Below are 23,057 nucleotides of genomic sequence, written 5' to 3' on the forward strand. Positions count from 1 at the left end.
CGCAATCCGCGCATTCGTGGTGCACTGCACAAACTTTATGAACCGTGTCGCAAACCGCACCACAATCCACGCAAATGCGCATGAGTTGATTGTGCGTCGAAGATATTGATAATGGTTAGGGAACTTAAAAAAACAGGGAGTAAGCAATGCTTGCAAAAAATCACCGCTGTCTGGCCCTTGCCGCAGCAGTTTCTGCAATGGCCCTCTTCACCAATGCCGCCTCTGCCGCAGAACCCGCCAGTTGCGGAACGGTCCGGTTCTCCGATGTGGGCTGGACCGATATTACGGCCACCACGGCCACCGCTTCCGTTATTTTGAAAAGCCTGGGCTACCAGACGGATGTAAAAATCCTCTCGGTTCCCGTGACTTACACCTCCCTGAAAAACAAGGATATTGACGTTTTCCTCGGCAATTGGATGCCGACGATGGAAGGCGATATCAAAGCCTACCGCGACGACAAATCCGTGGAAACGGTGCGCGAAAACCTGACTGGCGCGAAATACACACTGGCGACCAACGCCAAGGGTGCCGAACTGGGCATCAAGGATTTCAAGGACATTGCGGCCCAAAGCGACAAGCTGAGCGGCAAGATTTACGGCATCGAGCCTGGCAATGACGGCAACCGCCTGATTCTGGGAATGGTCGAAAAAGGCACATTCGGGCTGAAAGACTTCCAGGTCGTGGAATCGTCCGAACAGGGCATGCTGGCGCAGGTTGCCCGCGCCGAAAAATCCGGCGATCCCATCGTCTTCCTCGGCTGGGAACCCCACCCGATGAACTCCAATTTCAAACTGACCTATCTGACCGGCGGCGATGACGTCTTCGGCCCGAACCTCGGCGGCGCAACAATCTACACCAACGTCCGTGCCGGTTATTTGCAGGAATGCCCGAATGTCGGCACCTTCCTCAAAAACCTGCAATTCACGCTGCCCATGGAAAATGAAATCATGGGCAAAATCCTCAATGATGGCACCGAGGGTGAAGCCGCAGCCACCGAATGGTTGAAGGCAAATCCAGCGGCAATCGAACCATGGCTTGCAGGCGTCAAGACCAAAGACGGCAGCGAGGATGCGCTGGCCGCTGCAAAGAAGAATATCGGCCTCTAGCCGTTGACGTCTCTGCATTGAACCCGTCTTCCGACCCCATCAGCGGTCGGAAGACGATCACGACTCCGTTCACGAAAGGTTTGCTCTTACCGTGGAATGGCTCAGCGCTTCTCAAAATCGTTTACCGATCGGTCGATATGCCAAAGAGGCCGTCGACTGGTTAACCGGAAATCTTTCTTTTTTCTTTGATTGGCTATCCTTTATTTTCGAAAGCGTCATCGACGCTGTTCTCTATGTTTTACAAGCACCGCATCCACTCATCATCGTCGCCCTGCTGACGGGGCTTTCAGCTTGGCTGCGCCGGTCCATCGGCATGCCGTTGTTTACGGCGCTCGGCTTGCTGCTCATCATCAACCTTGGCTACTGGAAGGCGACGACGGAAACTCTGGCTCTCGTTCTCGCCGCCAGCGCGGTTTGCATGGCCGTTGGTGTTCCGCTCGGCATTCTCGCTGCACGGCGCAAATGGGTCTACGCCTTCATGCGGCCTGCACTGGATTTGATGCAGACGATTCCGACATTCGTCTACCTCATTCCGGCACTCGTGCTGTTCGGCTTGGGCATGGTGCCGGGGCTGATTGCAACGGTCATCTTTGCCCTGCCGGCACCCATCCGCCTAACCCGCCTTGGCATCATTTCCACGCCGCCTGCCCTCGTTGAAGCGGCCGTGGCATTTGGTGCAACACCATCTCAGGTGCTGCGAAAAGTCGAACTGCCGTTTGCCACGCCACAGATCATGGCCGGGCTGACACAGACGATCATGCTGTCTCTATCCATGGTGGTCATTTCGGCGCTCGTGGGTGCGAACGGCCTTGGCGTGCCGGTGGTGAGGGCTTTGAACACAGTCAATATCGCCATGGGCTTCGAGGCCGGGCTTTGCATCGTCATCGTGGCGATCATCCTCGACCGTCTTTTCCGCTTACCCGGCTCGGAGGATGAGGGATGAGTGACGCAATCACCTTTGAAAACGTCGATATCGTCTTCGGCAGCAATCCCACCCCTGCACTCCCACTGATAGATGCTGGCAGAACCAGAGCGGAAATCAATACGGAAACCGGCCTTGTGCTCGGCGTAGCAAATGCCTCGCTGACGGTGAAAGAAGGGGAAATCCTCGTTTTGATGGGGCTTTCCGGTTCGGGGAAATCGACGCTTCTGCGCGCGGTCAACCGCCTTGCTCCGGTCGTCCGTGGCAACGTCAGCGTCAAAACGACGTCGGGTTATATCGATCCGTACAAAACCTCGGCAAAGACACTGCGGGATCTTCGTACCCACACGGTTTCCATGGTGTTCCAGCAATTCGGGTTGCTGCCATGGCGCAATGTGGCTGACAATGTCGGGTTCGGTCTCGAACTTTCAGGAATGCCCGATGCCGAGCGCAAGAAGCGCGTGGCCGAACAGCTCGAACTCGTCAATCTCTCGGACTGGGCAAACCGCAAAGTCGGTGAACTCTCGGGCGGCATGCAGCAGCGTGTTGGACTGGCCAGAGCCTTTGCCACCGGCGCGCCGATCCTGCTGATGGATGAGCCGTTCTCGGCGCTCGACCCCCTCATCCGCAGCCGCCTTCAGGATGAGCTTCTGGAATTCCAGAGCCGCCTGAAAAAGACGATCCTGTTCGTCAGCCACGATCTCGATGAAGCATTCCGGATCGGCAACCGGATCGCGATGATGGATGGCGGACACATCATCCAGTGCGGAACGCCGCAGGAGATCGTGAAAAATCCGTCCAATCAATATGTGGCGGATTTCGTGCAGAACATGAACCCCATCACCATGCTGACGGCAGCAGACGTGATGCGCCCGGGCGTGACGGCTGAAAACGCCGGGCTGTCTGTATCAGGCACGGCGCGACCCAGCTCGCCACTGGTCGACATTCTGGATGCACTTGCAAAGCAGCCTGGGGCCATCGGCATTGTCGACAATGGCTCCGTTGTCGGCACGGTTTCCGCAGACGACGTCGTTCGCGGTTTGACACGCCACAGGCGAAAATAGCAGGAGCGGCTGCGAGTGGAATCGCAGCCGTAAACCTTGATAATATCGGATATGTCCACCAATCCGCTACAACGGCAGATTGCCACATACGATTTCGGCGGGCAAAAATCTGTAAGACTGCCTTCCCAATTCTCCCAGCAGAGTGCGAAATTTAGGGGAACGGCACGAAGGGCCGAAAATCGCGTGGCCGCATTTCCATTCTGACGATTGGAGTTTGGAATACCACTATCGACTAATTTTCGACAAAAAATTCTACGGAAATTCCGTTAGCTGCCGTTAATAAAGAATTTTCGACTATTTTCTTTAAAACACGGACGGCAACATAAGAATGTTATTTATTGCTAATAAAGAGTAGTCTGTACCTTAGATTTAGGTATATACAACGATCTTATCAAATTGGTACACTTGGCTCATATAAGATTTCGATTTGCCATTGAGACAGTCCGGGTCGGGCTTCACTCAGGAGAAGTAAGAATATGAATACAGAATCGCTTTCAGAACAGTCCACCGCCGCAGCTGGTCTTCTCTCCGCAATGGCAAATCCAAAACGGCTCATGATCCTTTGCAGCCTGGTTGAAGGTGAAGTGCCGGTCGGCGTGCTCGCCACACAGGTTGGCCTCAGCCAGTCCGCCCTTTCCCAGCACCTGTCCAAACTTCGCGCGCAACGTCTGGTCAAGACACGCCGCGATGCCCAGACCATTTACTATTCCAGCACATCGGAATCGGTCAAAAAAATTCTGGCGACGCTTGAAGGTATTTACTGTGCGCCAGCGGGTGCCGCTAAAACCGCTGCTTGAATGATAGCGCCAACATCAGGCCTGGATCAGCTTCATTAAAGCTGCACGCGCCTGGATGTAGAGCTACAGAGCGCCATGTGTTTTACCGACACGTGGCGCTTTTCATTGAGGTCAAGCCGTTGGTTGCATCTGCGCTTTGAGGCTGGTCGCCGCTCGGGCATAGCCGCCCTCCCCGCCATCGACGAAATGCATGTGATCTTTTGACAGAGGCGATGGCACGATGCAGGTCATCAACGCCGTATCCTGTTCGTGCAAGCCGTAATAGCACACACCCTCTCGTGCGGCTCCTTCCAGTCTGGCCTTGATTTTCTTCAAACGGTCGGGATCGACATCCACCGTCATCTTCAGCCCGTCATCGAACTTGCGGAAATCGGTGTTGCTGGCAACCGATCGCTTGTACTGAACCGGATCGAACCGACCGGCAGGCTTGCGAAGCCAGTAGAGCACCGAGATGAGGAACGTCTGGAACAGCACCCAGGCGCCCTTGCGGATTTGCGATATCCTGTCGCGATAGGCGGAAAGAGCCCGAGCTTCCAGAACCAATCCTTCTCGAATGAAACCGAGCGGAGGGCCATCGATTGGAACGGGATGGCCGCCTCGGCCATCCTCATTGGCAAGCGCCACGATCTCCGAAACAATGTCTCGAAAAGCGGCTGCATCATCTTTGGGGCCTGGCACCGCAATGATCGAGATCACCTTACCATGGGTTGCCTCGATGGGGTTCCAGCGACAGGAAAGGCCCGTAAGGTCAGGGCGAGAGCCGTGGGCAGCAGCGTCCACCAGGTAGCGTCCCTGCTTCATCTGCTCGTCGGCCCAATTGTTGCCTCCGCCGGTGAACATCGCATAGGACACATCGTCACTGGCCTGGAACCGCGCGACGCGCACATCGAAACCATGGTCGCGAATGACGGAGAGCGGGACGATGGCCGCCCTAAGCGTCAGTCCGATATCATCCGCCACCCAGCTCTGGACCTTCGATAAAGCCTCCCGCGCCGCTTCGATCTGAGTTGGAGGGACGGCGACCGCTGCACCATCGCCACCGAAGACGAAGGGCAAATCGTGTCGGTCGAGTGCGTTGAGAATGCCGGATATGACGCCAGCGCCTGCCATGTTGACGGCCTTGTAGCGCCCGGCCTCGATGGCACCGGTGGAATCAATGATATCGGCAAGCGCCAGGGCCCAACCCTCGGGCAAGGCGCGGTACAGCATCGGGTCAGCCACATCCTCGAAATGCAGGAAAACCGGCAGGTTGCTCAGGAACTCTTCGTCTGGCGATGTCATGACGGTACTATCCTCCTGCACGCCGCGAAAAGCCAGATGCCGCAAAGGATTTAGGCGACGTGAGAACAGGCTGCGCGCGGCCATCACAGATGATTTACGCTTGTGAGCCGGCTTTGGATCAAAGATGGCTTGCGCAATCGGCTCTGGTGAGTATGAACCGGAGCAGGACGTCGGAAATCAAACATGAAACGACACCTTGTCGTCGGGCAGACCGGCGGATTTGCGCTGCTTCAAGCGCGCCCGGCTGCGACGATACATTCGGGGATACGACCCAATCCAAGGAGAGACTGAAATGAACATCAAGATTTTAACGGGCCTCACGCTCGCCGCCTCTGTTGCCTTTGCACCGCTAGCCCATGCAGAGATCGTCATCGGCCTTATCGCGCCGCTGACCGGTCCGGTTGCGGCTTACGGCGCGCAGGTGAAGAACGGTGCCCAGACGGCTGTCGACGTCATCAACAAGAATGGTGGTATTCTGGGCGAACAGGTCGTTCTGAAGCTGGCCGATGATGGTGGCGAGCCCAAGCAAGGCGTATCGGCCGCCAACCAGCTGGTTGCAGAAGGCATTCGCTTCGTGGTCGGACCGGTCACGTCAGGCGTTGCCATTCCCGCATCCGACGTATTTGCCGAAAACGGCGTCCTGATGGTAACACCAACGGCAACCGCACCAGACCTGACGAACCGCGAATTGTGGAACGTGCTGCGCACCTGCGGCCGTGATGACCAGCAGGCGGAAGTCGCTGGCAAGCTAGTGCTTGCACAGCTGAAAGACCGCCGCATCGCTATCATTCACGACAAGGGTGCTTACGGCAAAGGCCTTGCTGACTCGTTCAAGAAAACGCTGAACGCTGGCGGCGTGACCGAAGTGTTCTATGATGCCCTGACCGCAGGCGACAAGGATCTCAGCGCGCTGACGACCCGCCTGAAGTCTGAAAATGTCGACGTCATCTATTTCGGCGGCTACCACCCGGAAGCGGGTCTTCTGGTTCGCCAGTTGAACGATGTCGGAGCCAAGGCAACCGTCATTGGCGGCGACGGCCTGTCCAACTCCGAATTCTGGAGCATCGGCGGCAATGCAGCAGCTGGCACCATCTTCACCAACGCAGCGGACGCAACAAAGAGTGCAGACTCCAAGGCAGCAGCGGACGCCCTGACTGCCGCCAACATTCCAGCAGAAGCCTTCACGCTGAACGCCTATGCCGCCGTTGAAGTTCTGAAAGCCGGCATCGAAAAAGCCGGTAGCGCCGAAGACTCAGAAGCCGTCGCAAAGGTTCTCAAGGCTGGCGAACCCGTGGCAACGGCCATCGGCAAGCTGACCTATGGCGAAACCGGCGATCTGACCTCGCAGGCATTCTCGCTCTACAAGTGGGAAGGCGGAAAGATCGTTTCCGCCGAGTAATCATTGCAGATATGATGGATATGACCGGGCGCGACCTTCGCGCCCGGTTTTGTTTTACTTGCTGGACAAGCGATCCGCTCGTCTGGCTTACTCTGTTTCAACAGCAGAATCGAAAATGAGGTGCAGCGTGGCTTCGATACTCGAACGCAAGATCGACCAGGGAACGGGCCGCGAGAAGGCCGACATCGTGCTGAGAGGCGGTCGTTTCTTCGATTTGGTCACGGGAGAGCTCATCGCCTCCGATATCGCGATCTGCGGCGACACCATCATTGGCACCTGCGAGAGCTATGAAGGTGTCGAGGTCATCGATATCACCGGCAAGATTGTGGTTCCCGGCTTCATCGACACGCATCTGCACATCGAATCCTCCCTGGTCACGCCGCATGAATTCGACCGCTGCGTCCTGCCCTATGGCGTTACGACGGCGATCTGCGACCCGCACGAAATTGCCAATGTGCTGGGCGCAGAAGGTATCCAGTTCTTTCTGGATTCCTCGCTGGAAACCATCATGGACATCCGGGTCCAGCTGTCCTCCTGCGTTCCCGCAACGCATCTCGAAACATCTGGGGCCGAACTGCCGATTGAAAAGCTGCTGCCGTTTCGTGGTCACCCGAAAGTCATCGGCCTTGCCGAGTTCATGAATTTCCCTGGCGTCATCCACAAAGACCCGATCTGCATGGCCAAGCTCGAAGCCTTTCAGGGTGAGCACATCGATGGTCATGCGCCGCTTCTATCGGGCACGGCCCTCAACGGCTACCTGTCCGCCGGTATCCGCACCGAGCACGAATGCACGACCGCCGAGGAAGCACTGGAGAAGATTCGCAAGGGCATGCACATTCTGGTGCGCGAAGGCTCCGTTTCCAAGGACCTGCATTCCCTGATGCCAATCATCACCGAACGGCTGTCGCCATACCTCGCTCTGTGCACGGATGATCGAAATCCGCTTGATATCGCCGAACAGGGTCATCTGGACTACATGATACGCACTGCCATCGGAGCTGGCGTCGAGCCATTGGCGATCTACCGCGCTGCTTCGATTTCGGCAGCCAAAGCCTTCGGATTGCGCGATCGTGGGCTGGTTGCTCCCGGCTGGCGCGCCGATCTTGTTGTCATCGACACGTTGCAGAACTGCAAGGCCAGCATGGTGTTTTCCGCAGGACGCAGGGTCACGAAGGAGCTTTTCGCCACCCGCAAATCCATCGCGCCGGTGGGTCTTGATAGCGTCAAGGCGCGTCCGGTCTTGGCGTCGCATTTCGGTGTTCCCGTAACCGAAGGTGAAACGCCTGTCATCGGCGTGATGCCCGGCAAGATCATCACCGAACATCGCCGCTATAAACTTCCATCGGATGGCAACCAGACGAGCCTCGATCTGGACAACGACATCATCAAGGTCGCGGTCATTGAGCGCCATGGCAAAAATGGCAACCACGCCAATGGCTTCGTACAGGGCTTCGGCCTGAAGAAGGGTGCGATCGCCTCGACTGTCGGGCATGACAGCCACAATATCTGCGTCGTCGGCGTCAGCGAGGATGACATGGCGCAGGCTGCCAATCGCCTTGGCGATATCAAAGGTGGCTTCGTGGTCGTGGAAGACGGCAAGGTCACCGGTGAAATTGCCCTGCCTGTGGCTGGTCTGATGAGCCTCGAACCTTATGAAATCGTGCGCGATACGCTGCACGAGCTGCGCAAGGCCGCTTACGCACTCGGCACGACGCTGGAAGAACCCTTCCTGCAGGTCGCCTTCCTTCCACTCCCGGTCATTCCACACTTGAAGATTTCAGACATGGGAATGGTGGATGTCGACCGGTTTGAACTCATCACTTCAAGTCGAAATGCGTAAGTGCAGCAGTATAAACAATAAACTCATATTAAATTAAGACAGTTACGATAGATAACGAGTTCCGAGGATGGAGCATAGCTATCGAGGCAATCTGTGGCTGTAACTAAGATCGATAAATCGCAACTTAAAGTCGGCATGTTCGTTGAAGCCATCGAAGGTGTGTGGCAGGACAGTTCAACACTGGGCAGGCGTTTTACTATCCGCTCCGGTCACGAAATCGATCTCATCGTCAACAGCAACATCAGTGGTGTTTTCATCAACACCGCTCTGGGACAAAACGCATCAGGATCGCCTCTCCATCCCGCAAAAAACATCGCGAGTGCGACCCGGCAGGATAAGTTCGAAACGGCTGCGAAAATTCAGGGCCATGCCGCCGAAGCCAGATCTCTGATCGGCGACATTTTCGACGGTCGCGCCGTCACGGTGGAGTCTTTCACGCCGTTGGTCAATGACGTTGCGCGCACGATGGAAGAAAATCCATCGCTCTATATCGGCATGTCGCGTTTGCGATCTCGCGATAACGCCACCTTCGTGCACTCGCTTTCCGTAGCGGCACTCCTCCTCCACTTCGGTCGATCCATGCAGATGGATGACGAAACCGTTCAGCATCTGTGCATGGCGGGAATGCTGCATGATATCGGCAAGCTTTCCATTCCAAAGCAGATTCTTCAAAAGCAGGGACCACTGAACGCGGCGGAACGCAACGTCGTGGAACAGCATCCCGGCCTTGGCTACGAGCTGTTGTCTGCAAACCTCAACATGCCCAAACTCGTCCTCGACATTTGCCGTTCGCACCATGAGCGGCTGGATGGCAAGGGTTATCCCGACCGGCTGATGGCTGATGCCATCAGTCCCGAAGTGCGCATGAGCACCATCTGTGATGTCTTCGATGCGCTGACCTCCGCACGCCCCTACAAAAAGGGCTGGTCATCACCGCAGGCTCTCAGCTGGATGATGTGCCGCGAAGATCAGTTCGATAAAGGGCTCATGTGGCGCTTCGTCCTCAGCCTAGATCCCGAGATGACAAAAGGGATTTTGTGAGCGCGCTATAAAGAGAGCGCGCCCTCGAAAGCTATCCAATCCGACCGCAAAATACATCCAGCCCATCCAGCTTCACGGTGCCTCCATCGATCAGCGGCTGAAAGCCCGGCATGGTCAGCACTTCCTGGATTTTCAAATCGGCAGGGATCAGAAACTCCGCCGGTTCCCGCGTCAGGTTGAAAACGAACAGCAAACGTTCGCTATCCTTGTTGCGCGTAAACGCCAGAAGATCCTGCTGCGTGTCCAGAAACACCATGTCGCCGTCGCGCAGCGCCGCATGGTTTTTGCGGAATGCCAGAACGGCTTTGTAGTGGTTCAGCACCGAGTCCGGCTTGCGCTCCTGCCCGTCCGCCGCCAGCATGGCGTGGGCATAAGGCACCGGCAGCCACGGTTTTTCCGCTGTCGTAAAGCCCGCGCTGGGATTTCCCGTCTCCCAGACCATTGGCGTGCGGCATCCATCGCGCCCCTTGAAGGCTGGCCAGAAGCGAATGCCATAGGGATCGCGCAGGTCTTCGAAAGCAAGCTCCGCCTCCGTCAGAGCCAGCTCCTCGCCCTGGTAGAGGCAGATCGAGCCCCGCAACGTCGCCAGCACGCTGAAAGCCAGCTTGGCCACGCGGGTCTGCTCTTCGCTGTTTTCGGCAAAGCGGCTGAGATGGCGGATGACATCATGGTTGGAGAAAGCCCAGCAGACCCAGCCATCCGTGACGGCTTTCTGAAATCCGCTGACCGCGCCCCGAATATGGCTTGCGGAAAATTCACCGCCCAGAAGGTCGAACGTGTAGCACATGTTCAGCTTGTCGCCATCAGCCGTATAAGACGCGACGGTTTTCAGCGAGCGGGCACCATCACCCACTTCGCCTACGGTCATGCGGCCCTCATATTGATCGAGCAACTCTCGAAAGCGCTTGAGAAACGCGATGTTTTCGACCTGGGTCTTGTCGTGGATGTGGCTCTGCATGCCGTATGGATTGACATCCGGCGCATCCAGACCGGCATCATCGCTATCGGGCGCGTGTGGCGGGTTGTCCCGCAACAGCTTGTCATGGAAGTAATAGTTCACCGTATCCAGCCGGAAACCATCGACACCCCGCTCCAGCCAGAACCGGACGGTTTCCAGCAACGCATCCTGAACCTCGACATTGTGGAAATTCAGGTCTGGTTGCGAGGCCAGGAAATTGTGCATGTAATATTGCTTGCGCACGCCGTCCCATTCCCAGGCAGGACCGCCGAACACGGACAGCCAGTTGGTGGGTGCAGTGCCATCCGGCTTCGGGTCTGCCCAGACGTACCAATCCGCTTTCGGGTTCGTGCGGCTTGCGCGGCTATCCTTGAACCACGGATGCTGGTCGGAGGTGTGGGAGATGACCTGATCGATGATGATCTTCAGCCCCAACCGATGCGCCTCGGCAATCAGCGTGTCGAAATCATCCAGCGTCCCGAACAGCTGATCCACGTTACAATAGTCAGACACGTCATAGCCCATATCCGCCATGGGCGACGTGAAGAAGGGCGACAGCCAGATGCCGTCTACGCCCAGCGAAGAGATATAGGGTAGATGTTTGGTAATACCGGGAAGATCGCCGTAACCATCACCGGTCGTATCCTGAAAAGATCGTGGATAGACCTGATAGATCACCGCCCCTCTCCACCAGTCGTCTGCATGTTCTGCGGCGTTTGCGGTGGAGGCATTATGGTCCGACATAGGCAATCTCCAGTGAATTTGTGCAGAGCATATAAAGCCCACTTCAATTCGTAAACGGCAATCGCGTTCCATTTGTCTGCAACGTCACTCATATGATGACTTGCACTTGTCAGCACCCGCCAAAGCGTCGTAAGCCGAAGCGCTTATATGGGAGGCAATGCAATGGGTGGACGGTTTCTTTCAATCGGCGAATGTATGGTGGAGCTTTCGCAGGCGGGTGATGGCCTGCTGCGCAAGGGCTTTGCCGGAGATACGCTCAACACCGCATGGTACGCCCGCGCCTGCCTGCCTGCCAATTGGACCGTCGATTACTTCACTGCACTGGGCGATGACCCGCTCTCCGAGGAGATGCGGCTTTTCATTCAAGGTGCAGGCATCGAGACCGGCAACATCTCGCGTATCAAAGGCGGCACGCCCGGGCTTTACCTCATCAACCTGAAAGACGGCGAGCGCACCTTCAGCTATTGGCGCAGCACATCCGCTGCCCGCCAGCTTGCATCCGACCCGGACCATCTACGCGGCACGATCGAAGCTGCTGATCTCATCTACTTCTCCGGCATCACACTTGCGATCCTCGCCAGCCCGACGGCTGTCGATACATTTCTAGCCGAACTGCGCCGCGCCAAGGCCGCCGGCAAACATGTGGTGTTTGACCCCAACATCCGCCCGCGCCTGTGGGCCGACAAGCAAACCATGTTGAGCATCATCAGCGATGGCGCACGCGCTGCGACGACGGTTATGCCAAGCTTCGATGATGAGGCGGGTAATTTTGGTGACGCCGATATAGAGGCGACGATCCAGCGCTATCGCGGGCTTGGTGTCGCCAACGTCGTCGTCAAGGATGGCGAAAAAGGTGCGACGCTGGATTTCGGGGGCTACAGAAGTCATGCACCTGCCGTCAAAACAGAATCGGTGGTAGATACCACCAGTGCAGGCGACAGTTTCAACGGTGCGTTCCTGTCGAAATTGATCACCGGCAGCGCGCCGCAGGACGCCGCCATTTTCGCGGCCAAAGCTGCGGCAACCGTCATCGGCCATCACGGCGCGCTGATTGATCCAGGCCTGCTGCCTCAACACTGAAGAGACAGCTGACATGATGCTGTAACACGCCTGTCGCATACACGCGAAGAACCGGCACATACCGGGATTCGCAAATGCGCGGGCGGAGGTCGGCACATCATGACCAAAATTACCATTGTTACCGATGCATGGCATCCGCAGGTCAACGGCGTGGTGCGCTCCATAGAAAACACCAATGCCGAACTGGAACGCATGGGCGTCGAAGTCTGCATGGTGACGCCGCAAAGCTTTCACTCCATCCCCTGTCCGACCTACCCGGAAATTCGCCTCTCCGTTGCCGGGTATCGCCGCGTTTCGAAAGAGATCGAAAAAAGCCAGCCATCCTACGTGCATATCGCCACCGAAGGCCCGCTCGGTTTCATGGCACGGCGCTGGTGCATCAAGCACGGCATGCGCTTTTCCACGAGCTATCACACACGTTTTCCCGAATATGTCGCGGCGCGCTTTCCCATTCCAGAAAACTGGCTCTATGCCTTCGTACGCTGGTTCCACAATGGCGGCAGCGCCTGCATGGTGGCAACGCCGAGCCTTGAGACCGAGCTGGATGCACGCGGGGTCAAAAACCTCAAACGCTGGAGCCGTGGTATTGACGCCGCTTTGTTTCACCCGCGTGAAAAGCTGGCCCAACCGTTCGATTTGCCTCGCCCCATTTTCATGACAGTGGGTCGCGTCTCGGTGGAAAAGAACCTGCCGGAGTTTCTCGATCTGGACTTGCCCGGATCGAAAGTCGTGATCGGCGATGGCCCGGCCCGTGCCGAGCTTGAAGAGAAATACCCCAACGTACACTTCACGGGCATAAAGACCGGTGAAGAGTTGGCCTACGCCTATGCACAGGCCGACGTGTTCGTCTTCCCATCCAAAACCGACACCTTCGGCAATACGATACTGGAAGCGCTGGCAAGCGGGGTACCGGTGGCGGCATTTCCCGTGACCGGACCGATCGATATTCTCGGTGCCCACCCCAAGGCCGGCGCGTTGAACGCGGACTTGCGGACTGCCTGTATGGATGCACTGAATTGCTCTGCAGAGGCGGCACTAGCGCTATCCAAAACCTATTCCTGGGAAAAGGCTTCACGCCAGTTTCTGGACAACGTCACATCCGCTGCCAGCAGTGGCCTAACCGAGTTCGGCTCCCGGAAGGGCAACCGCAGTGGAAATATCATGAAATTCGACGCTTTTTCCAGATAGGCATGTGGACGAAAGCGGGTAACACTGTCACAAGACGCGTCGGGACGCGACCGCCGCTATCTTTAGAGCGGGGTCGGGCTGCTGATTGACGTCAGGCGGCTGCCGCGGGATCACGCTGGCCGTCCCTATTCACCCCAAAATTACCAGGTACCGACCAGCGAATTACCCGACAGCGGGATAATGCTCGACTGACCCTTATTGTCGCTGACAGAGATCGAAGTCTGCATTTGCTTGGGAGATTTGCGGAACCAGCCTGCCGCAATCGTTGCCAAGTCGCCAATCATTGCCTGTTTGCGCCAATCGGCAAAGCGCCGCGCCGACGCCTCCGGCTCGGACTTGTAGAAAAAATCGCCGGATTTCGTCAGATCATTGATGGATGGTGCCATGGATGACAGCGGTTTTTGAAACATCTTCGACGGCACGGAAAGATCACGCGCCGCCTGCGTGAACGTAGGGGCCATGAAATCGATGGCCCACCCATCCGCCTCCACCCAGCAATGAAAATTCTCGCCAGCACCGGTCACATGGCCATCGTCGCGATGATCCGCAAACAGGATCAGTTTGCCATCGAGATTATAGGCAGCCAACCCACCCTTGGGCTTTGCCTTAACCTTGTAATGATGCTCCAGAATAAAAGCACCGAAGGTGCTGAAATACATGCTGGCGGTGGTGGGATCAGCATTTTCGTTGATCAGCAGGCTGTTGATGACCCGATAGATGCGGTGATAATCGGTCTGCTTGATCAGCATGGTGTTTTACCTACTAAATTATCAAAATACGCGACGAATTGCTGAGGGCGCGCGCTTCATACACTGTCATCCCGGACCTGATCCAGGATCCAGTGCGATCAAGTCCTTGATCGCAAAAGACTCTTTCGCGTCGCAGACGCGACGCTGCTAGATTCCGGCTCAAGGCCGGAATGACGGAGCGCGGTGGAGTTTTTTACACAGGAGTAAAAATCACCGCTTCTTCTTCGCCTTGCTCTCGAACGGATTGTCCGAACCACGGTAATGCACGCGGATCGGCACGCCGGGCATGTCGAAGTCCTTGCGCAGATTGTTGACCAGATAGCGCGTGTAGGATTCCGGGATGGCTTCAGGACGTGTGCAGGAAACCATGAAAGCCGGTGGGCGGGCCTTGACTTGCGTCATGTATTTCAACCGCAGGCGACGACCGGAAACTGCCGGTGGTGGATGCTGGGTGACCTGCGCGTCCAGCCATTTGTTGAGCTTGGCGGTGGAAATGCGGCGGTTCCAGATCTTGTCGGTGTCAACAATGCTCTGCATCAACCGGTCGAGACCGTAGCCAGACTGGCCGGACATCGGCACGGCGCGAATACCCCGCGCCTGTGGTAGCAGACGCTCAGTCTTTTCACGCAGGTCCGCCAGAAATGCCTGCGGGTCTTCCACGAGGTCCCATTTGTTGAAGGCCAGCACTGCTGCACGGCCTTCGCGGATGACCAGATCAACGAGCTGCAAATCCTGCTTCTCGAAGGGAATGGTGGAATCGAACACGATGACGACGGTTTCGGCAAAACGGATGGAGCGCAGTGAATCCGCCACCGAAAGCTTTTCCAGTTTCTCGATCACGCGAGCCTTGCGGCGCATGCCTGCCGTATCGAACATCTTGATGGTGCGACCGCGCCAGTCCCATTCGACAGAGATACTATCGCGGGTAATGCCCGCTTCCGGGCCGGTCAGAAGACGATCTTCACCCAGATAGCGGTTGATGAGCGTGGATTTGCCAGCGTTGGGACGACCGATGATCGCCACGCGAAGCGGCTTGGTCTCGTCGTAAACCGGTTCTTCTTCCTCTTCATCGTCCTCGTCATTTTCGCCACGACGTATAACGACATCCGTTTCCGCTTCGTCAAAGTCGTCCTCTTTAGGGAACGCAACGTCTTCGCCGATGGCGGCAACGATGGCATCGCGCAGGTCGATCATGCCCTGGCCATGCTCTGCCGAAATCGGGCATGGCTCGCCAAGGCCCAGCGTGTAGGCATCGTAAAAGCCGCCGTCGGAACCACGCGCTTCGGACTTGTTGGCGACCAGCACCACCGGCTTGCCGCCACGGCGCAGCATTTCTGCCAGCGTCTTGTCGGCAGGCGTCAGGCCGAATTTGGCATCCACCACAAACAGAGTGAGATCGGCCTCATCGATGGCCTCTTCCGTCTGCGCCCACATACGACCCTGAAGCGTTTCCGGCCCGGATTGCTCCAGACCGGCAGTGTCGATAATGGTGAAACGCAAATCGATCAACTTCGCATCGCCGGGGCGGCGGTCGCGGGTCACGCCCGGCGTGTCGTCGACGAGCGCCAGTTTCTTGCCAACCAGACGGTTGAACAGCGTGGACTTGCCGACGTTGGGACGCCCTACGATGGCGACGGTGAAACTCATGGGGAAACCCTAACTTGAAACTACGGCGCGAACTTACGCTGCCTTGCCGGATGCGGCAATATTATCGAGCATGATCTGGGCGCGGCTCGTCACGTTGCGCGGTGCCTGCGCATCACCGATGATTTGCTGGAACCATTGCTTGGCCTTGACGAAATCGCCCGCCTTGTAAGCGGAAAGACCGAGCGCCTCGCGCGCGGAGTTGCGCATGGCTTGGCCCTCACTCGACAGCACTTCTGCCTGGGCGGAAACCTGTGCATATGTGCCGGTATCCACCAGCAGCCATGCGGCGCGCACTTTGGCGGTATCGCGGAAAACCTGCGGCGCGGATGTGTCGTCGCCGATGGCGGTAAAAGCGGCGATTGCGGCAGGGGCATCGCCCTTCTGGGCCAGAAGCGTGGCGGAGCGGAACTTCGCCAGAACCGGATAAGAGCCGTGGCCGGCCGTCTCCAAATCGGCAAGCGCCTTCAGCGCTTCGTCGTTCTTACCTTCAGCCGCGAGCTTCAACGCGCCCGCGAACTGATCGCCGGATGCGGATGCGCGGTTGCTGTTCCAGTATTCATAGATGCCTGCACCGGCAGCACCGAAAATGACCAGCACCGCGGCAACGATGACGACAATTCCGTACCGTCCCCAGAAATTGCTCATCTGCTCCGAGCGGATCTGCTCGTTTACTTCGCGGATGAAGGTATCATTCTCGTTCGCCATCGAATTCTCCATTACCCACACCGGAACCGTTCACCCGGACTGCGGACATGCCAAAGCCGTTTGCCGAGGCCAGCAAAAAGGCCAACCACGGTCATTGGTCGGCCTTCTAGCCTATTTTCCCTTATATGTAAGGGGAAAACTCAATTTCTTACATTGCGAGTGGCTGAACGCCGATCAACCATTCGTGCAGCTTCCAGATGAAAGCGGCCCACAGCACGATGCCCAACACCACGGCGACGATGTCGTAGCGTGCTGAAACGAAGGGACGGGTTACGACCTCGCCTGCTCTTTGGCGGCGCTTCAACGAAATCCGCATGACCACGCCCCATGCCAAAACAGAAACGAAAAGCAACACGGACGATGTCTCGCCATTGGCAAGAAGATGCGCCAACGCCCAGATTTTAACAGCCAATATCAACGGATGTTTGGTCTTGGTCGCGATATGGCCAGCCGGTAGAAGGCTGGCCACAAGACAGATCATCGCGATCAACATCAGCGTCAGCGCAATATGGCTCGTCCAGATCGGCGGCGAATACAGGATGCCCGTGACCTGCCGTGCCTGATCGAACGCATAAGCAACGAATGCAATAGCAATGACGGAAACCAGGGAATAGACGCCTTTCCATGGCCCCTCGCCCATGCGCGCAATCATGCGGTTGCGAAAGTCCGGCGCAACGATCCGAAGCGAATGCGTGCCCAGAAAAAACAGAAGAGAGAGAATAAGCAGAAGCATGGATGACCCTTTGAGTGTGTCGCGCGCAAGCGTGAAGCGGTATGAGGATATGCTTAAAACAAACAGGCCAAAGTGCCAGCGCTAATATGCGAATGTTCCATGCTTTGGTCGGGTCGGGGAAATAAGCTGTTCAGGAAGTGCGGCCGCCATTCGGAAATCTCCAGAGAAATCAAAGCTTCGCCTTATTGCGGGGTCAATAAGCAGCACCTTTTTGAATATGTGGTCATAATGTTGCGCTCTCTCTTTATCCTTTGCCTGTCACTTTTAACGGCTGCGCCAGTGTTTGCGCAGGGCGCTGAAAAGCCGAAACAATTGGTCATGGTTTCCTTCGACGGCGCGGGCGACAATTCGTTGTGGGACCGAAGCCGCGCGACGGCAAAGGAAGTGAATGCCCATTTCACCTATTTCCTGGCCTGCACGCTGGTGATGGACCGCAAGACGAGCGCCAAGAGCTATCAGGGTCCCGGCAAGAAAGCCGGTCGCTCCAATGTCGGCTTCGGCCAGTCCATCGATGAGGTGGAAACGCGCCTTCGCAACATCTGGGCCGCAAAACAGGAAGGCCACGAGATTGCCAATCACACCTGCGGCCATTTCGATGGTGGCGACTGGAACGAAGAGCAATGGGATACCGAATTCACCAATTTTACCAGCACCATGGAAAACGCCTGGCAGATGATCGGCAAGAAGGACGAAGAGCCGCAGGGCTGGCGTGACCTCGTCAAGGGCATCAACGGCTTTCGCGCGCCCTATCTCTCGCAAAGTGATGCGCTGAGGGCCGCCCAGAAGAAACACGGTTTCGTCTATGATGCGACCAGCATCACCAAAGGCCCGGCATGGCCGATCCAGAAAGACGGCATCGAACATTTCGGCCTGCCGCTGATCCCCGAAGGTCCAAACAACCGGCCCATCATCGCCATGGACTACAATCTCTTCGTGCGCCATTCCATGGCCATCGAAAACAGGGAGAGGTCAGCGGAATTCGAGGAGCGCGCCTACCAAGCCTTCCGCGCAGCCTTCGACAAACAATATGACGGCGAGCGCGTGCCGCTCCAACTCGGCTTTCACTTCGTCAAGATGAATGGCGGTGCCTATTGGAACGCGTTTGAGCGGTTGTTGCGTGAAGTGTGCAAAAAGGAAGATGTCGCTTGCGTGAGTTACGCAGAGGCGATGCCGATGATCGAGGCGCGGCGGGTGCAGAAATCCGAGGGGTAAACGGCTATTCGGCTCCGGAATGAAAAAAGGGTGGCACATGGCCACCCTTTTCTGTTTCAGGTCGGCTTGTTGGCTGCCAACTCGCCATCTTCTGCCTCACGCTTCAGATAACGCTGATCGATCTCCGGCAACGGCTTATCATCGATAGCAGCTTCGAAGGCCTTCAAGCGTTTGTGGATGGAGAGCAGTTCGATGATCGTAGTCCATGAATTGACCAGATACTGGAACGAATTGCTGACCTGACCGAACGCAGTGGCGATCTGCTGGTAGATGCCGTAGGTGATTTTACCTGCAACGATGGTTGGAACAAGCATTAGAAGCAGAAATACTGCATCTGCCTGGATGTAGAAATAGCGCGCTACATTAAAGTAGAGATAGTGCCAGTACATTCGGAAATAATTCTTCCGGACATTTCCAAACAGCTCTTTTACCGTCACTGGATCTGCGCGCTCCGCATGGTCTTCTCCGTAGACCAGCTCCTTACGATAAGCCGCTTCAACACGTTGATTTCGGAAATTCAAACCTGGCAGTTTGATGCCGACCGTTGCCAGCAGGATCGTACCGAAGGCTGACCAGAGGATAGCAAGCCAGAAAAGAGCATGCGGTACTTCGCCGATAATTGGCAGTTCCGACACATAGCTCGATAACGCAAACAGGATCGGGAGAAAGACGACAAGCGTCATCACAGAATTGATGAGCGTGATACCAAGCCCTTCAACCGTTGCAGAAAACCGCATCGTGTCTTCCTGCACGCGCTGAGACGCGCCTTCAATATGGCGGAGCTTGTCCCATTTGGACATGTAGAAATTGTTCATCGCTGTGCGCCAACGAAAAACATAGTGGCTGGTAAAGAAATCCGTCAGGATGGATACTGCCATGCTGAAGAACACAAGCTTAGCAAAAACGATCTGCAAACTGTAGAAATCCCAAGCAGTTATCCCTGGCTGCTTAGAAAGTGCATTCTGGAGCAGGTCACCAAAAGGTCGCCTGAAATTGTTGATGACCACACTGACCTGAACGCCGAAATAGGTTACCGCGATGATTAGTAGCGACCCCCAGATGGACCAGTATTTCCACGGATGTTCCCGCGCAGCGACGGTCCAAAACGCACCGAATAAGCCAAGGCACAGAGTAAGATACGCGTAGAAATACAGATTTGCAGGAACGATGAAATAGCTCAGGTCGTAGGGTTCCTGCTCAGGCATCGCGTATCCAAGTGAATCGCCAAGTGCCTGAAATACGAAATACCAGCCGAAAATGGCAATGAACGCCCAAAGAACGGCAGACGTGAAAAACAGTTTTGGTTTTGGGAAGAAGGAATGAAACACGTTTCGAACTCTCGCGAGTTGGGAGGTCAGCCATTATTGGCGAAGCAGTTTGGTGGGAAACTAGGCTAGAAATTTGTGCGCAGCAATGAGACAAACGCTAACTTACCAAGATGTAAGACAGCGCACTGCATTAACCCTCGCATATTTATGAATGCGACCGTCTCAATACCGGTAACATAAGTAAAATACTGCAGGCGAGCACGATGACCGCCAGAATAGTTGGGGCTGTAAAGCTTCCGGTCATCTGCGCCACCCAACCCGCGACCAGTGGCCCGATGATCTGCCCCGTGCCGAAAGCAGCGGTCATGAAGGCGAAGGCGCGGCGTGGGCTTTCTGCGGAAAATTCACGCCCCAACTGCAAGCCGTAAGCGGTGATGACCATGAAGGTCAGACCGAGAAACAGGCCACCCACGAGAACGCCGAAAACAGGCGGTAGCGTAACCGATGCCAATATGCCCACGGCCTCGACCGCAAGAGCAATCACGAAGGCGCGTTTCAGACCGACGCCACGTAACACAGGTTTCCACACGAAGAGCGAGACGGCAGCAGCGCAACCAGTGACGAACCAAGCCAGAAACTCCACCATCGCTCCGGCAGCGGCCATGCGCGCAATCGTCACGATGAATGTAGCGGTGATGACATAGCCGAAACCGAACAGGCCGTAGGCCAGTGTGACCAGCGCCAACGGCATGTGCCAGCGGATCGGAGGCTCGGCCTTTGTCTGCGCCATGCGTGGCGGGCCATCGGGCAAAATTCGCCAGACGAATGCCAGGGAAAGCAAAGTAAAGACGCCGCCTGCAATCCACTCCTCGCGCCACGAGGCAACACCGGCATCAAACACGACACCAATGAGAAAAACCAGCAAAGAGGAAATTGCGATACCCGCGCCGACCCCGCCAAAGTGGAGCGCCTGCACATGGTCCTTGCCCGCCTTTGCAGCGTGGCCGATGACGATTTGCGACGTGAAGATCATCGTCAGTGCGCTGGCGACGCCTGAGAGAAAGCGGATGATCGTAAATGCTTCCACGGAGCTGAATGCCGCCATGGCAAACAGGAGGAAGGCTGTCGACAAAAGTCCCGACAGTGCGATGAGACGCTCACGACCTGCACCCCAGGAATAGGCGGCAAGAATGGCACCCGCGAGATAACCGGCAAAATTGCCCGCTGCGATCACACCGGCCTGCCCCGCTGAAAGCGGCACATCTGCCATCATTCCCGGCAGGATCGGGGTGAAGGAAAAGCGGCCGAAGCCCATGGCTGATGCCATGGCGAGTGCGCCACCAAGGCCAAGCGCGAGCGCCCGACCTGCGGACATATGGTCATTGGATGTCATGATGTGCTTATTCCAGCGTCGCATACACACGACAACCGATTTATTTTGATCGAAGCGATGATCGAACGTTATGGGTCAGTCGACAAGCGTCAGGATGAGCGGGCCGTTTTTGGTGGAAACGACGGTGTGCTCGAACTGCACCGTCGGCGCGCTGGGGTCGCTGTAGAGCGTCCAGGGATCATCATCGCCGTCTTCCGCCCAATAGGCACCCATGGAGAGGAAGGGTTCGACCGTGAACACCATTCCTTCGGTCATGATGCGGGTTTCATCCTTGTCCGGCCATGTCGCAAGCTCCGTCGGCTCCTCATGCAGAGAGCGGCCAATACCGTGGCTGGCGAGGTTGGTGATCAGCGTGTAGCGGTTCTTCTTGGCAAATGCGCCGATGGCATTGCCGATATCTGCCAGCGGACGACCGGCCTTGATCTGTTGCAGGCCGGTCCACATGGCCCGCTTGCCGTCTCGGCACAGACGCTCGATTTCTTTCTTGACCGGCGGAACGGCGAAAGACGAACCGGTGTCGCCAAAAAAACCATCCTTTACCGCAGAGACGTCGATATTCACGAGATCGCCCGCCTTGATGATGCGGGAACCGGGAATACCGTGCGCAACTTCTTCATTGACGCTGATGCAGGTGGCACCGGGAAACTGGTAGCAGAACTCCGGCGCAGATTGCGCGCCATTGTCCTCCAGCACCTTGCGACCGATGGCGTCCATCTCCAGCGTGGTCATGCCCGGCTCCATCGCATCAGCCATGGTCTGCATCGCCAATGCGCAGATGCGGCCGATGTCTTTGAGCTTTGCCAGTTCTTCTTCGGTGGAGATAACCATTATCGTTCCGTCGTTTTTCAGGCCGTGGCTTTCGCGCTATCGGCACTGCCAGTCAATTCTTTTCTGACGATTGGCGCGACTTTGGTACCGTAAAGCTCGATACCACGCATGATCTGGTCGTGTGGCATAAGGCCAATTGCCATTTGCAACAGGAAACGGTCGTTCTTGAAAACGCCATGCGCCTTGATGATTTTTTCCGCCACAAGCTCCGGCTCACCCAGGAACAGATTGCCCTCCGGACCGCGCGCCACATCATACTGTCCGCGGTTTGTCGGTCCCCAGCCGCGTTCTCGACCGATGCGGTTCATGACCTCGGCTTGCGGACCATAGAACTGATCGGCGGCCTTTTCGGTGGTGTCGGCAATGAAGCCGTGGACGTTGATGCTGGTTTTCTGTTTGGAAGCATCCTGACCCGCCCGGCGCGCGGCCTCGCGGTAGAGATCAAACAGCGGCGCGTAGCGTTTATATTCGCCGCCAATGATCGCCAGTGCCACGGGCAAACCCATTGCCCCTGCCCGCGCCACCGATTGCGGCGTGCCACCAACGGCAATCCACACCGGCAGATGCTCCTGTAGGGGTCGTGGATAGACACCGCGCCCGTTGATTGGCGGATGCTTGGTGCCGGACCACGTGACGATTTCCTTCTCGCGAAGTGCTAGCAGCAGGTCCAGCTTTTCGCTGAAAAGCTCGTCATAGTCTTCGAGATTGTAACCGAACAACGGATAGGACTCGATGAAGGAGCCGCGACCGGCCATGATTTCAGCGCGGCCATTGGACAGCAGATCAACCGTCGCGAACTGCTGGAACACACGAATGGGATCATCTGAGCTGAGCACCGAAACCGCACTCGTAAGCCGGATATTTTTGGTCTTCACGGCAGCGGCTGCCAGCACCGTAGATGGCGAGGAAATTGCGTAATCCGGGCGGTGATGTTCACCAAGGCCGAAGACATCCAGCCCGACCTGATCGGCAAGCTCGATTTCTTCCAGAAGATATTTCAACCGGCGCGCACCTTCCGGCCCCTTGCCGTTTGCTGCGTTCGGATCGACATCCGCGAATGTATAGAGACCCAATTCCATGCCAAATCCCTCAATGATGTTTG

General features: G+C 56.6%; 20 protein-coding genes. 10 read left to right on the plus strand and 10 right to left on the minus strand.

Features of this window, described 5'->3' with window-relative positions; all coding sequences use genetic code 11:
• The first annotated feature begins 146 nt into the window (after positions 1-146).
• The 4 genes from DSM25558_RS20200 (at position 147) to DSM25558_RS20215 (ending at position 3,889) form a co-directional block, all read left to right on the plus strand.
• Complete coding sequence (locus DSM25558_RS20200) at positions 147-1,106, plus strand: choline ABC transporter substrate-binding protein (protein ID WP_077106483.1); 960 nt, start codon at positions 147-149, stop codon at positions 1,104-1,106.
• Between the two features lie 91 nt (positions 1,107-1,197).
• Entirely contained in the window at positions 1,198-2,049 is an 852-nt protein-coding gene (gene choW, locus DSM25558_RS20205; protein ID WP_077106484.1) for a choline ABC transporter permease subunit, read from the plus strand.
• Positions 2,046-3,092 carry a choline ABC transporter ATP-binding protein gene (gene choV / locus DSM25558_RS20210; protein ID WP_077106485.1) on the plus strand — a complete coding sequence of 349 codons (1,047 nt, stop codon included), beginning with the start codon at positions 2,046-2,048 and terminating at the stop codon, positions 3,090-3,092. Before choW ends, choV begins: the two co-directional genes overlap by 4 nt.
• 476 nt (positions 3,093-3,568) lie before the next feature.
• On the plus strand, positions 3,569-3,889 hold the full coding sequence (locus DSM25558_RS20215) for an ArsR/SmtB family transcription factor (RefSeq protein ID WP_077106486.1): 321 nt from the start codon (positions 3,569-3,571) through the stop codon (positions 3,887-3,889).
• A 111-nt stretch (positions 3,890-4,000) separates the two neighbouring features.
• Here DSM25558_RS20215 and DSM25558_RS20220 read toward each other — a convergent pair whose 3' ends face one another.
• Positions 4,001-5,170 (minus strand): DUF3095 domain-containing protein, encoded by a 1,170-nt coding sequence (locus tag DSM25558_RS20220; RefSeq protein WP_077106487.1) that lies wholly within the window; start codon positions 5,168-5,170, stop codon positions 4,001-4,003.
• A gap of 292 nt (positions 5,171-5,462) precedes the next feature.
• Here DSM25558_RS20220 and DSM25558_RS20225 point away from each other — a divergent pair, with 292 nt between their 5' ends.
• From DSM25558_RS20225 to DSM25558_RS20235, 3 genes are all read left to right on the plus strand, one after another.
• Positions 5,463-6,569: a branched-chain amino acid ABC transporter substrate-binding protein gene (locus tag DSM25558_RS20225; RefSeq protein ID WP_077106488.1), complete on the plus strand. Its 1,107-nt coding sequence runs from the start codon at positions 5,463-5,465 to the stop codon at positions 6,567-6,569.
• A 127-nt stretch (positions 6,570-6,696) separates the two neighbouring features.
• Complete coding sequence (gene ade, locus DSM25558_RS20230) at positions 6,697-8,409, plus strand: adenine deaminase (protein ID WP_077106489.1); 1,713 nt, start codon at positions 6,697-6,699, stop codon at positions 8,407-8,409.
• A 93-nt stretch (positions 8,410-8,502) separates the two neighbouring features.
• Entirely contained in the window at positions 8,503-9,450 is a 948-nt protein-coding gene (locus DSM25558_RS20235; RefSeq protein WP_143240178.1) for an HD-GYP domain-containing protein, read from the plus strand.
• 31 nt (positions 9,451-9,481) lie between these two features.
• Here DSM25558_RS20235 and DSM25558_RS20240 read toward each other — a convergent pair whose 3' ends face one another.
• Complete coding sequence (locus DSM25558_RS20240; RefSeq protein WP_077106491.1) at positions 9,482-11,152, minus strand: beta-galactosidase BglA; 1,671 nt, start codon at positions 11,150-11,152, stop codon at positions 9,482-9,484.
• A gap of 162 nt (positions 11,153-11,314) precedes the next feature.
• On the opposite strand from DSM25558_RS20240, the gene DSM25558_RS20245 reads away from it, so the two are divergent.
• Together DSM25558_RS20245 and DSM25558_RS20250 are read left to right on the plus strand one after the other, a co-directional pair.
• Positions 11,315-12,232, plus strand: coding sequence for a sugar kinase (locus tag DSM25558_RS20245; RefSeq protein WP_077106492.1), 918 nt, complete (start codon positions 11,315-11,317; stop codon positions 12,230-12,232).
• A 99-nt stretch (positions 12,233-12,331) separates the two neighbouring features.
• On the plus strand, positions 12,332-13,420 hold the full coding sequence (locus DSM25558_RS20250; RefSeq protein ID WP_083716590.1) for a bifunctional monoglucosyl/glucuronosyl diacylglycerol synthase: 1,089 nt from the start codon (positions 12,332-12,334) through the stop codon (positions 13,418-13,420).
• Between the two features lie 140 nt (positions 13,421-13,560).
• Here DSM25558_RS20250 and DSM25558_RS20255 read toward each other — a convergent pair whose 3' ends face one another.
• The 4 genes from DSM25558_RS20255 to DSM25558_RS20270 all read right to left on the minus strand — a co-directional run bounded on the left by DSM25558_RS20255 (position 13,561) and on the right by DSM25558_RS20270 (position 17,254).
• The gene (locus DSM25558_RS20255) at positions 13,561-14,169 is read right to left on the minus strand and encodes a DUF2026 family protein (RefSeq protein WP_077106493.1); all 609 of its coding nucleotides are present in this window, start codon (positions 14,167-14,169) and stop codon (positions 13,561-13,563) included.
• A 210-nt stretch (positions 14,170-14,379) separates the two neighbouring features.
• Positions 14,380-15,816 carry a ribosome biogenesis GTPase Der gene (gene der, locus DSM25558_RS20260; protein ID WP_077106494.1) on the minus strand — a complete coding sequence of 479 codons (1,437 nt, stop codon included), beginning with the start codon at positions 15,814-15,816 and terminating at the stop codon, positions 14,380-14,382.
• A gap of 33 nt (positions 15,817-15,849) precedes the next feature.
• Positions 15,850-16,521, minus strand: a complete 672-nt coding sequence (locus tag DSM25558_RS20265) for a tetratricopeptide repeat protein (protein ID WP_077106495.1) — start codon at positions 16,519-16,521, stop codon at positions 15,850-15,852.
• 148 nt (positions 16,522-16,669) lie between these two features.
• Positions 16,670-17,254 (minus strand): NnrU family protein, encoded by a 585-nt coding sequence (locus DSM25558_RS20270; RefSeq protein ID WP_077106496.1) that lies wholly within the window; start codon positions 17,252-17,254, stop codon positions 16,670-16,672.
• A gap of 228 nt (positions 17,255-17,482) precedes the next feature.
• Here DSM25558_RS20270 and DSM25558_RS20275 point away from each other — a divergent pair, with 228 nt between their 5' ends.
• A complete protein-coding gene (locus DSM25558_RS20275) occupies positions 17,483-18,466 on the plus strand; it encodes a polysaccharide deacetylase family protein (protein ID WP_077106518.1) in 984 nt (327 codons plus the stop codon).
• A 56-nt stretch (positions 18,467-18,522) separates the two neighbouring features.
• Here DSM25558_RS20275 and sbmA read toward each other — a convergent pair whose 3' ends face one another.
• The 4 genes from sbmA to DSM25558_RS20295 all read right to left on the minus strand — a co-directional run bounded on the left by sbmA (position 18,523) and on the right by DSM25558_RS20295 (position 23,034).
• Positions 18,523-19,794 carry a peptide antibiotic transporter SbmA gene (gene sbmA, locus DSM25558_RS20280; protein WP_077106497.1) on the minus strand — a complete coding sequence of 424 codons (1,272 nt, stop codon included), beginning with the start codon at positions 19,792-19,794 and terminating at the stop codon, positions 18,523-18,525.
• A gap of 145 nt (positions 19,795-19,939) precedes the next feature.
• Positions 19,940-21,127: an MFS transporter gene (locus tag DSM25558_RS20285; RefSeq protein WP_077106498.1), complete on the minus strand. Its 1,188-nt coding sequence runs from the start codon at positions 21,125-21,127 to the stop codon at positions 19,940-19,942.
• A 75-nt stretch (positions 21,128-21,202) separates the two neighbouring features.
• Positions 21,203-21,955 (minus strand): type I methionyl aminopeptidase, encoded by a 753-nt coding sequence (gene map / locus DSM25558_RS20290; RefSeq protein WP_077106499.1) that lies wholly within the window; start codon positions 21,953-21,955, stop codon positions 21,203-21,205.
• Positions 21,956-21,972: 17 nt separating this feature from the next.
• Positions 21,973-23,034 (minus strand): LLM class flavin-dependent oxidoreductase, encoded by a 1,062-nt coding sequence (locus DSM25558_RS20295; protein WP_077106500.1) that lies wholly within the window; start codon positions 23,032-23,034, stop codon positions 21,973-21,975.
• Between the last annotated feature and the right edge of the window lie 23 nt (positions 23,035-23,057).

The sequence above is a fragment of the Agrobacterium sp. DSM 25558 genome, assembly GCF_900100825.1.
Lineage (GTDB): Bacteria > Pseudomonadota > Alphaproteobacteria > Rhizobiales > Rhizobiaceae > Agrobacterium.

Bases quoted from the DNA above. Each gene is read 5' to 3' on its own strand.
- DSM25558_RS20200 (WP_077106483.1), top strand. From the start codon at position 147: ATGCTTGCAAAAAATCACCGCTGTCTGGCCCTTGCCGCAGCAGTTTCT.
- choV (WP_077106485.1), top strand. From the start codon at position 2,046: ATGAGTGACGCAATCACCTTTGAAAACGTCGATATCGTCTTCGGCAGC.
- DSM25558_RS20215 (WP_077106486.1), top strand. From the start codon at position 3,569: ATGAATACAGAATCGCTTTCAGAACAGTCCACCGCCGCAGCTGGTCTT.
- DSM25558_RS20220 (WP_077106487.1), bottom strand. From the start codon at position 5,170: ATGACATCGCCAGACGAAGAGTTCCTGAGCAACCTGCCGGTTTTCCTG.
- DSM25558_RS20225 (WP_077106488.1), top strand. From the start codon at position 5,463: ATGAACATCAAGATTTTAACGGGCCTCACGCTCGCCGCCTCTGTTGCC.
- DSM25558_RS20240 (WP_077106491.1), bottom strand. From the start codon at position 11,152: ATGTCGGACCATAATGCCTCCACCGCAAACGCCGCAGAACATGCAGAC.
- DSM25558_RS20245 (WP_077106492.1), top strand. From the start codon at position 11,315: ATGGGTGGACGGTTTCTTTCAATCGGCGAATGTATGGTGGAGCTTTCG.
- DSM25558_RS20250 (WP_083716590.1), top strand. From the start codon at position 12,332: ATGACCAAAATTACCATTGTTACCGATGCATGGCATCCGCAGGTCAAC.
- DSM25558_RS20255 (WP_077106493.1), bottom strand. From the start codon at position 14,169: ATGCTGATCAAGCAGACCGATTATCACCGCATCTATCGGGTCATCAAC.
- der (WP_077106494.1), bottom strand. From the start codon at position 15,816: ATGAGTTTCACCGTCGCCATCGTAGGGCGTCCCAACGTCGGCAAGTCC.
- DSM25558_RS20265 (WP_077106495.1), bottom strand. From the start codon at position 16,521: ATGGCGAACGAGAATGATACCTTCATCCGCGAAGTAAACGAGCAGATC.
- DSM25558_RS20270 (WP_077106496.1), bottom strand. From the start codon at position 17,254: ATGCTTCTGCTTATTCTCTCTCTTCTGTTTTTTCTGGGCACGCATTCG.
- DSM25558_RS20275 (WP_077106518.1), top strand. From the start codon at position 17,483: ATGTTGCGCTCTCTCTTTATCCTTTGCCTGTCACTTTTAACGGCTGCG.
- DSM25558_RS20285 (WP_077106498.1), bottom strand. From the start codon at position 21,127: ATGACATCCAATGACCATATGTCCGCAGGTCGGGCGCTCGCGCTTGGC.
- map (WP_077106499.1), bottom strand. From the start codon at position 21,955: ATGGTTATCTCCACCGAAGAAGAACTGGCAAAGCTCAAAGACATCGGC.
- DSM25558_RS20295 (WP_077106500.1), bottom strand. From the start codon at position 23,034: ATGGAATTGGGTCTCTATACATTCGCGGATGTCGATCCGAACGCAGCA.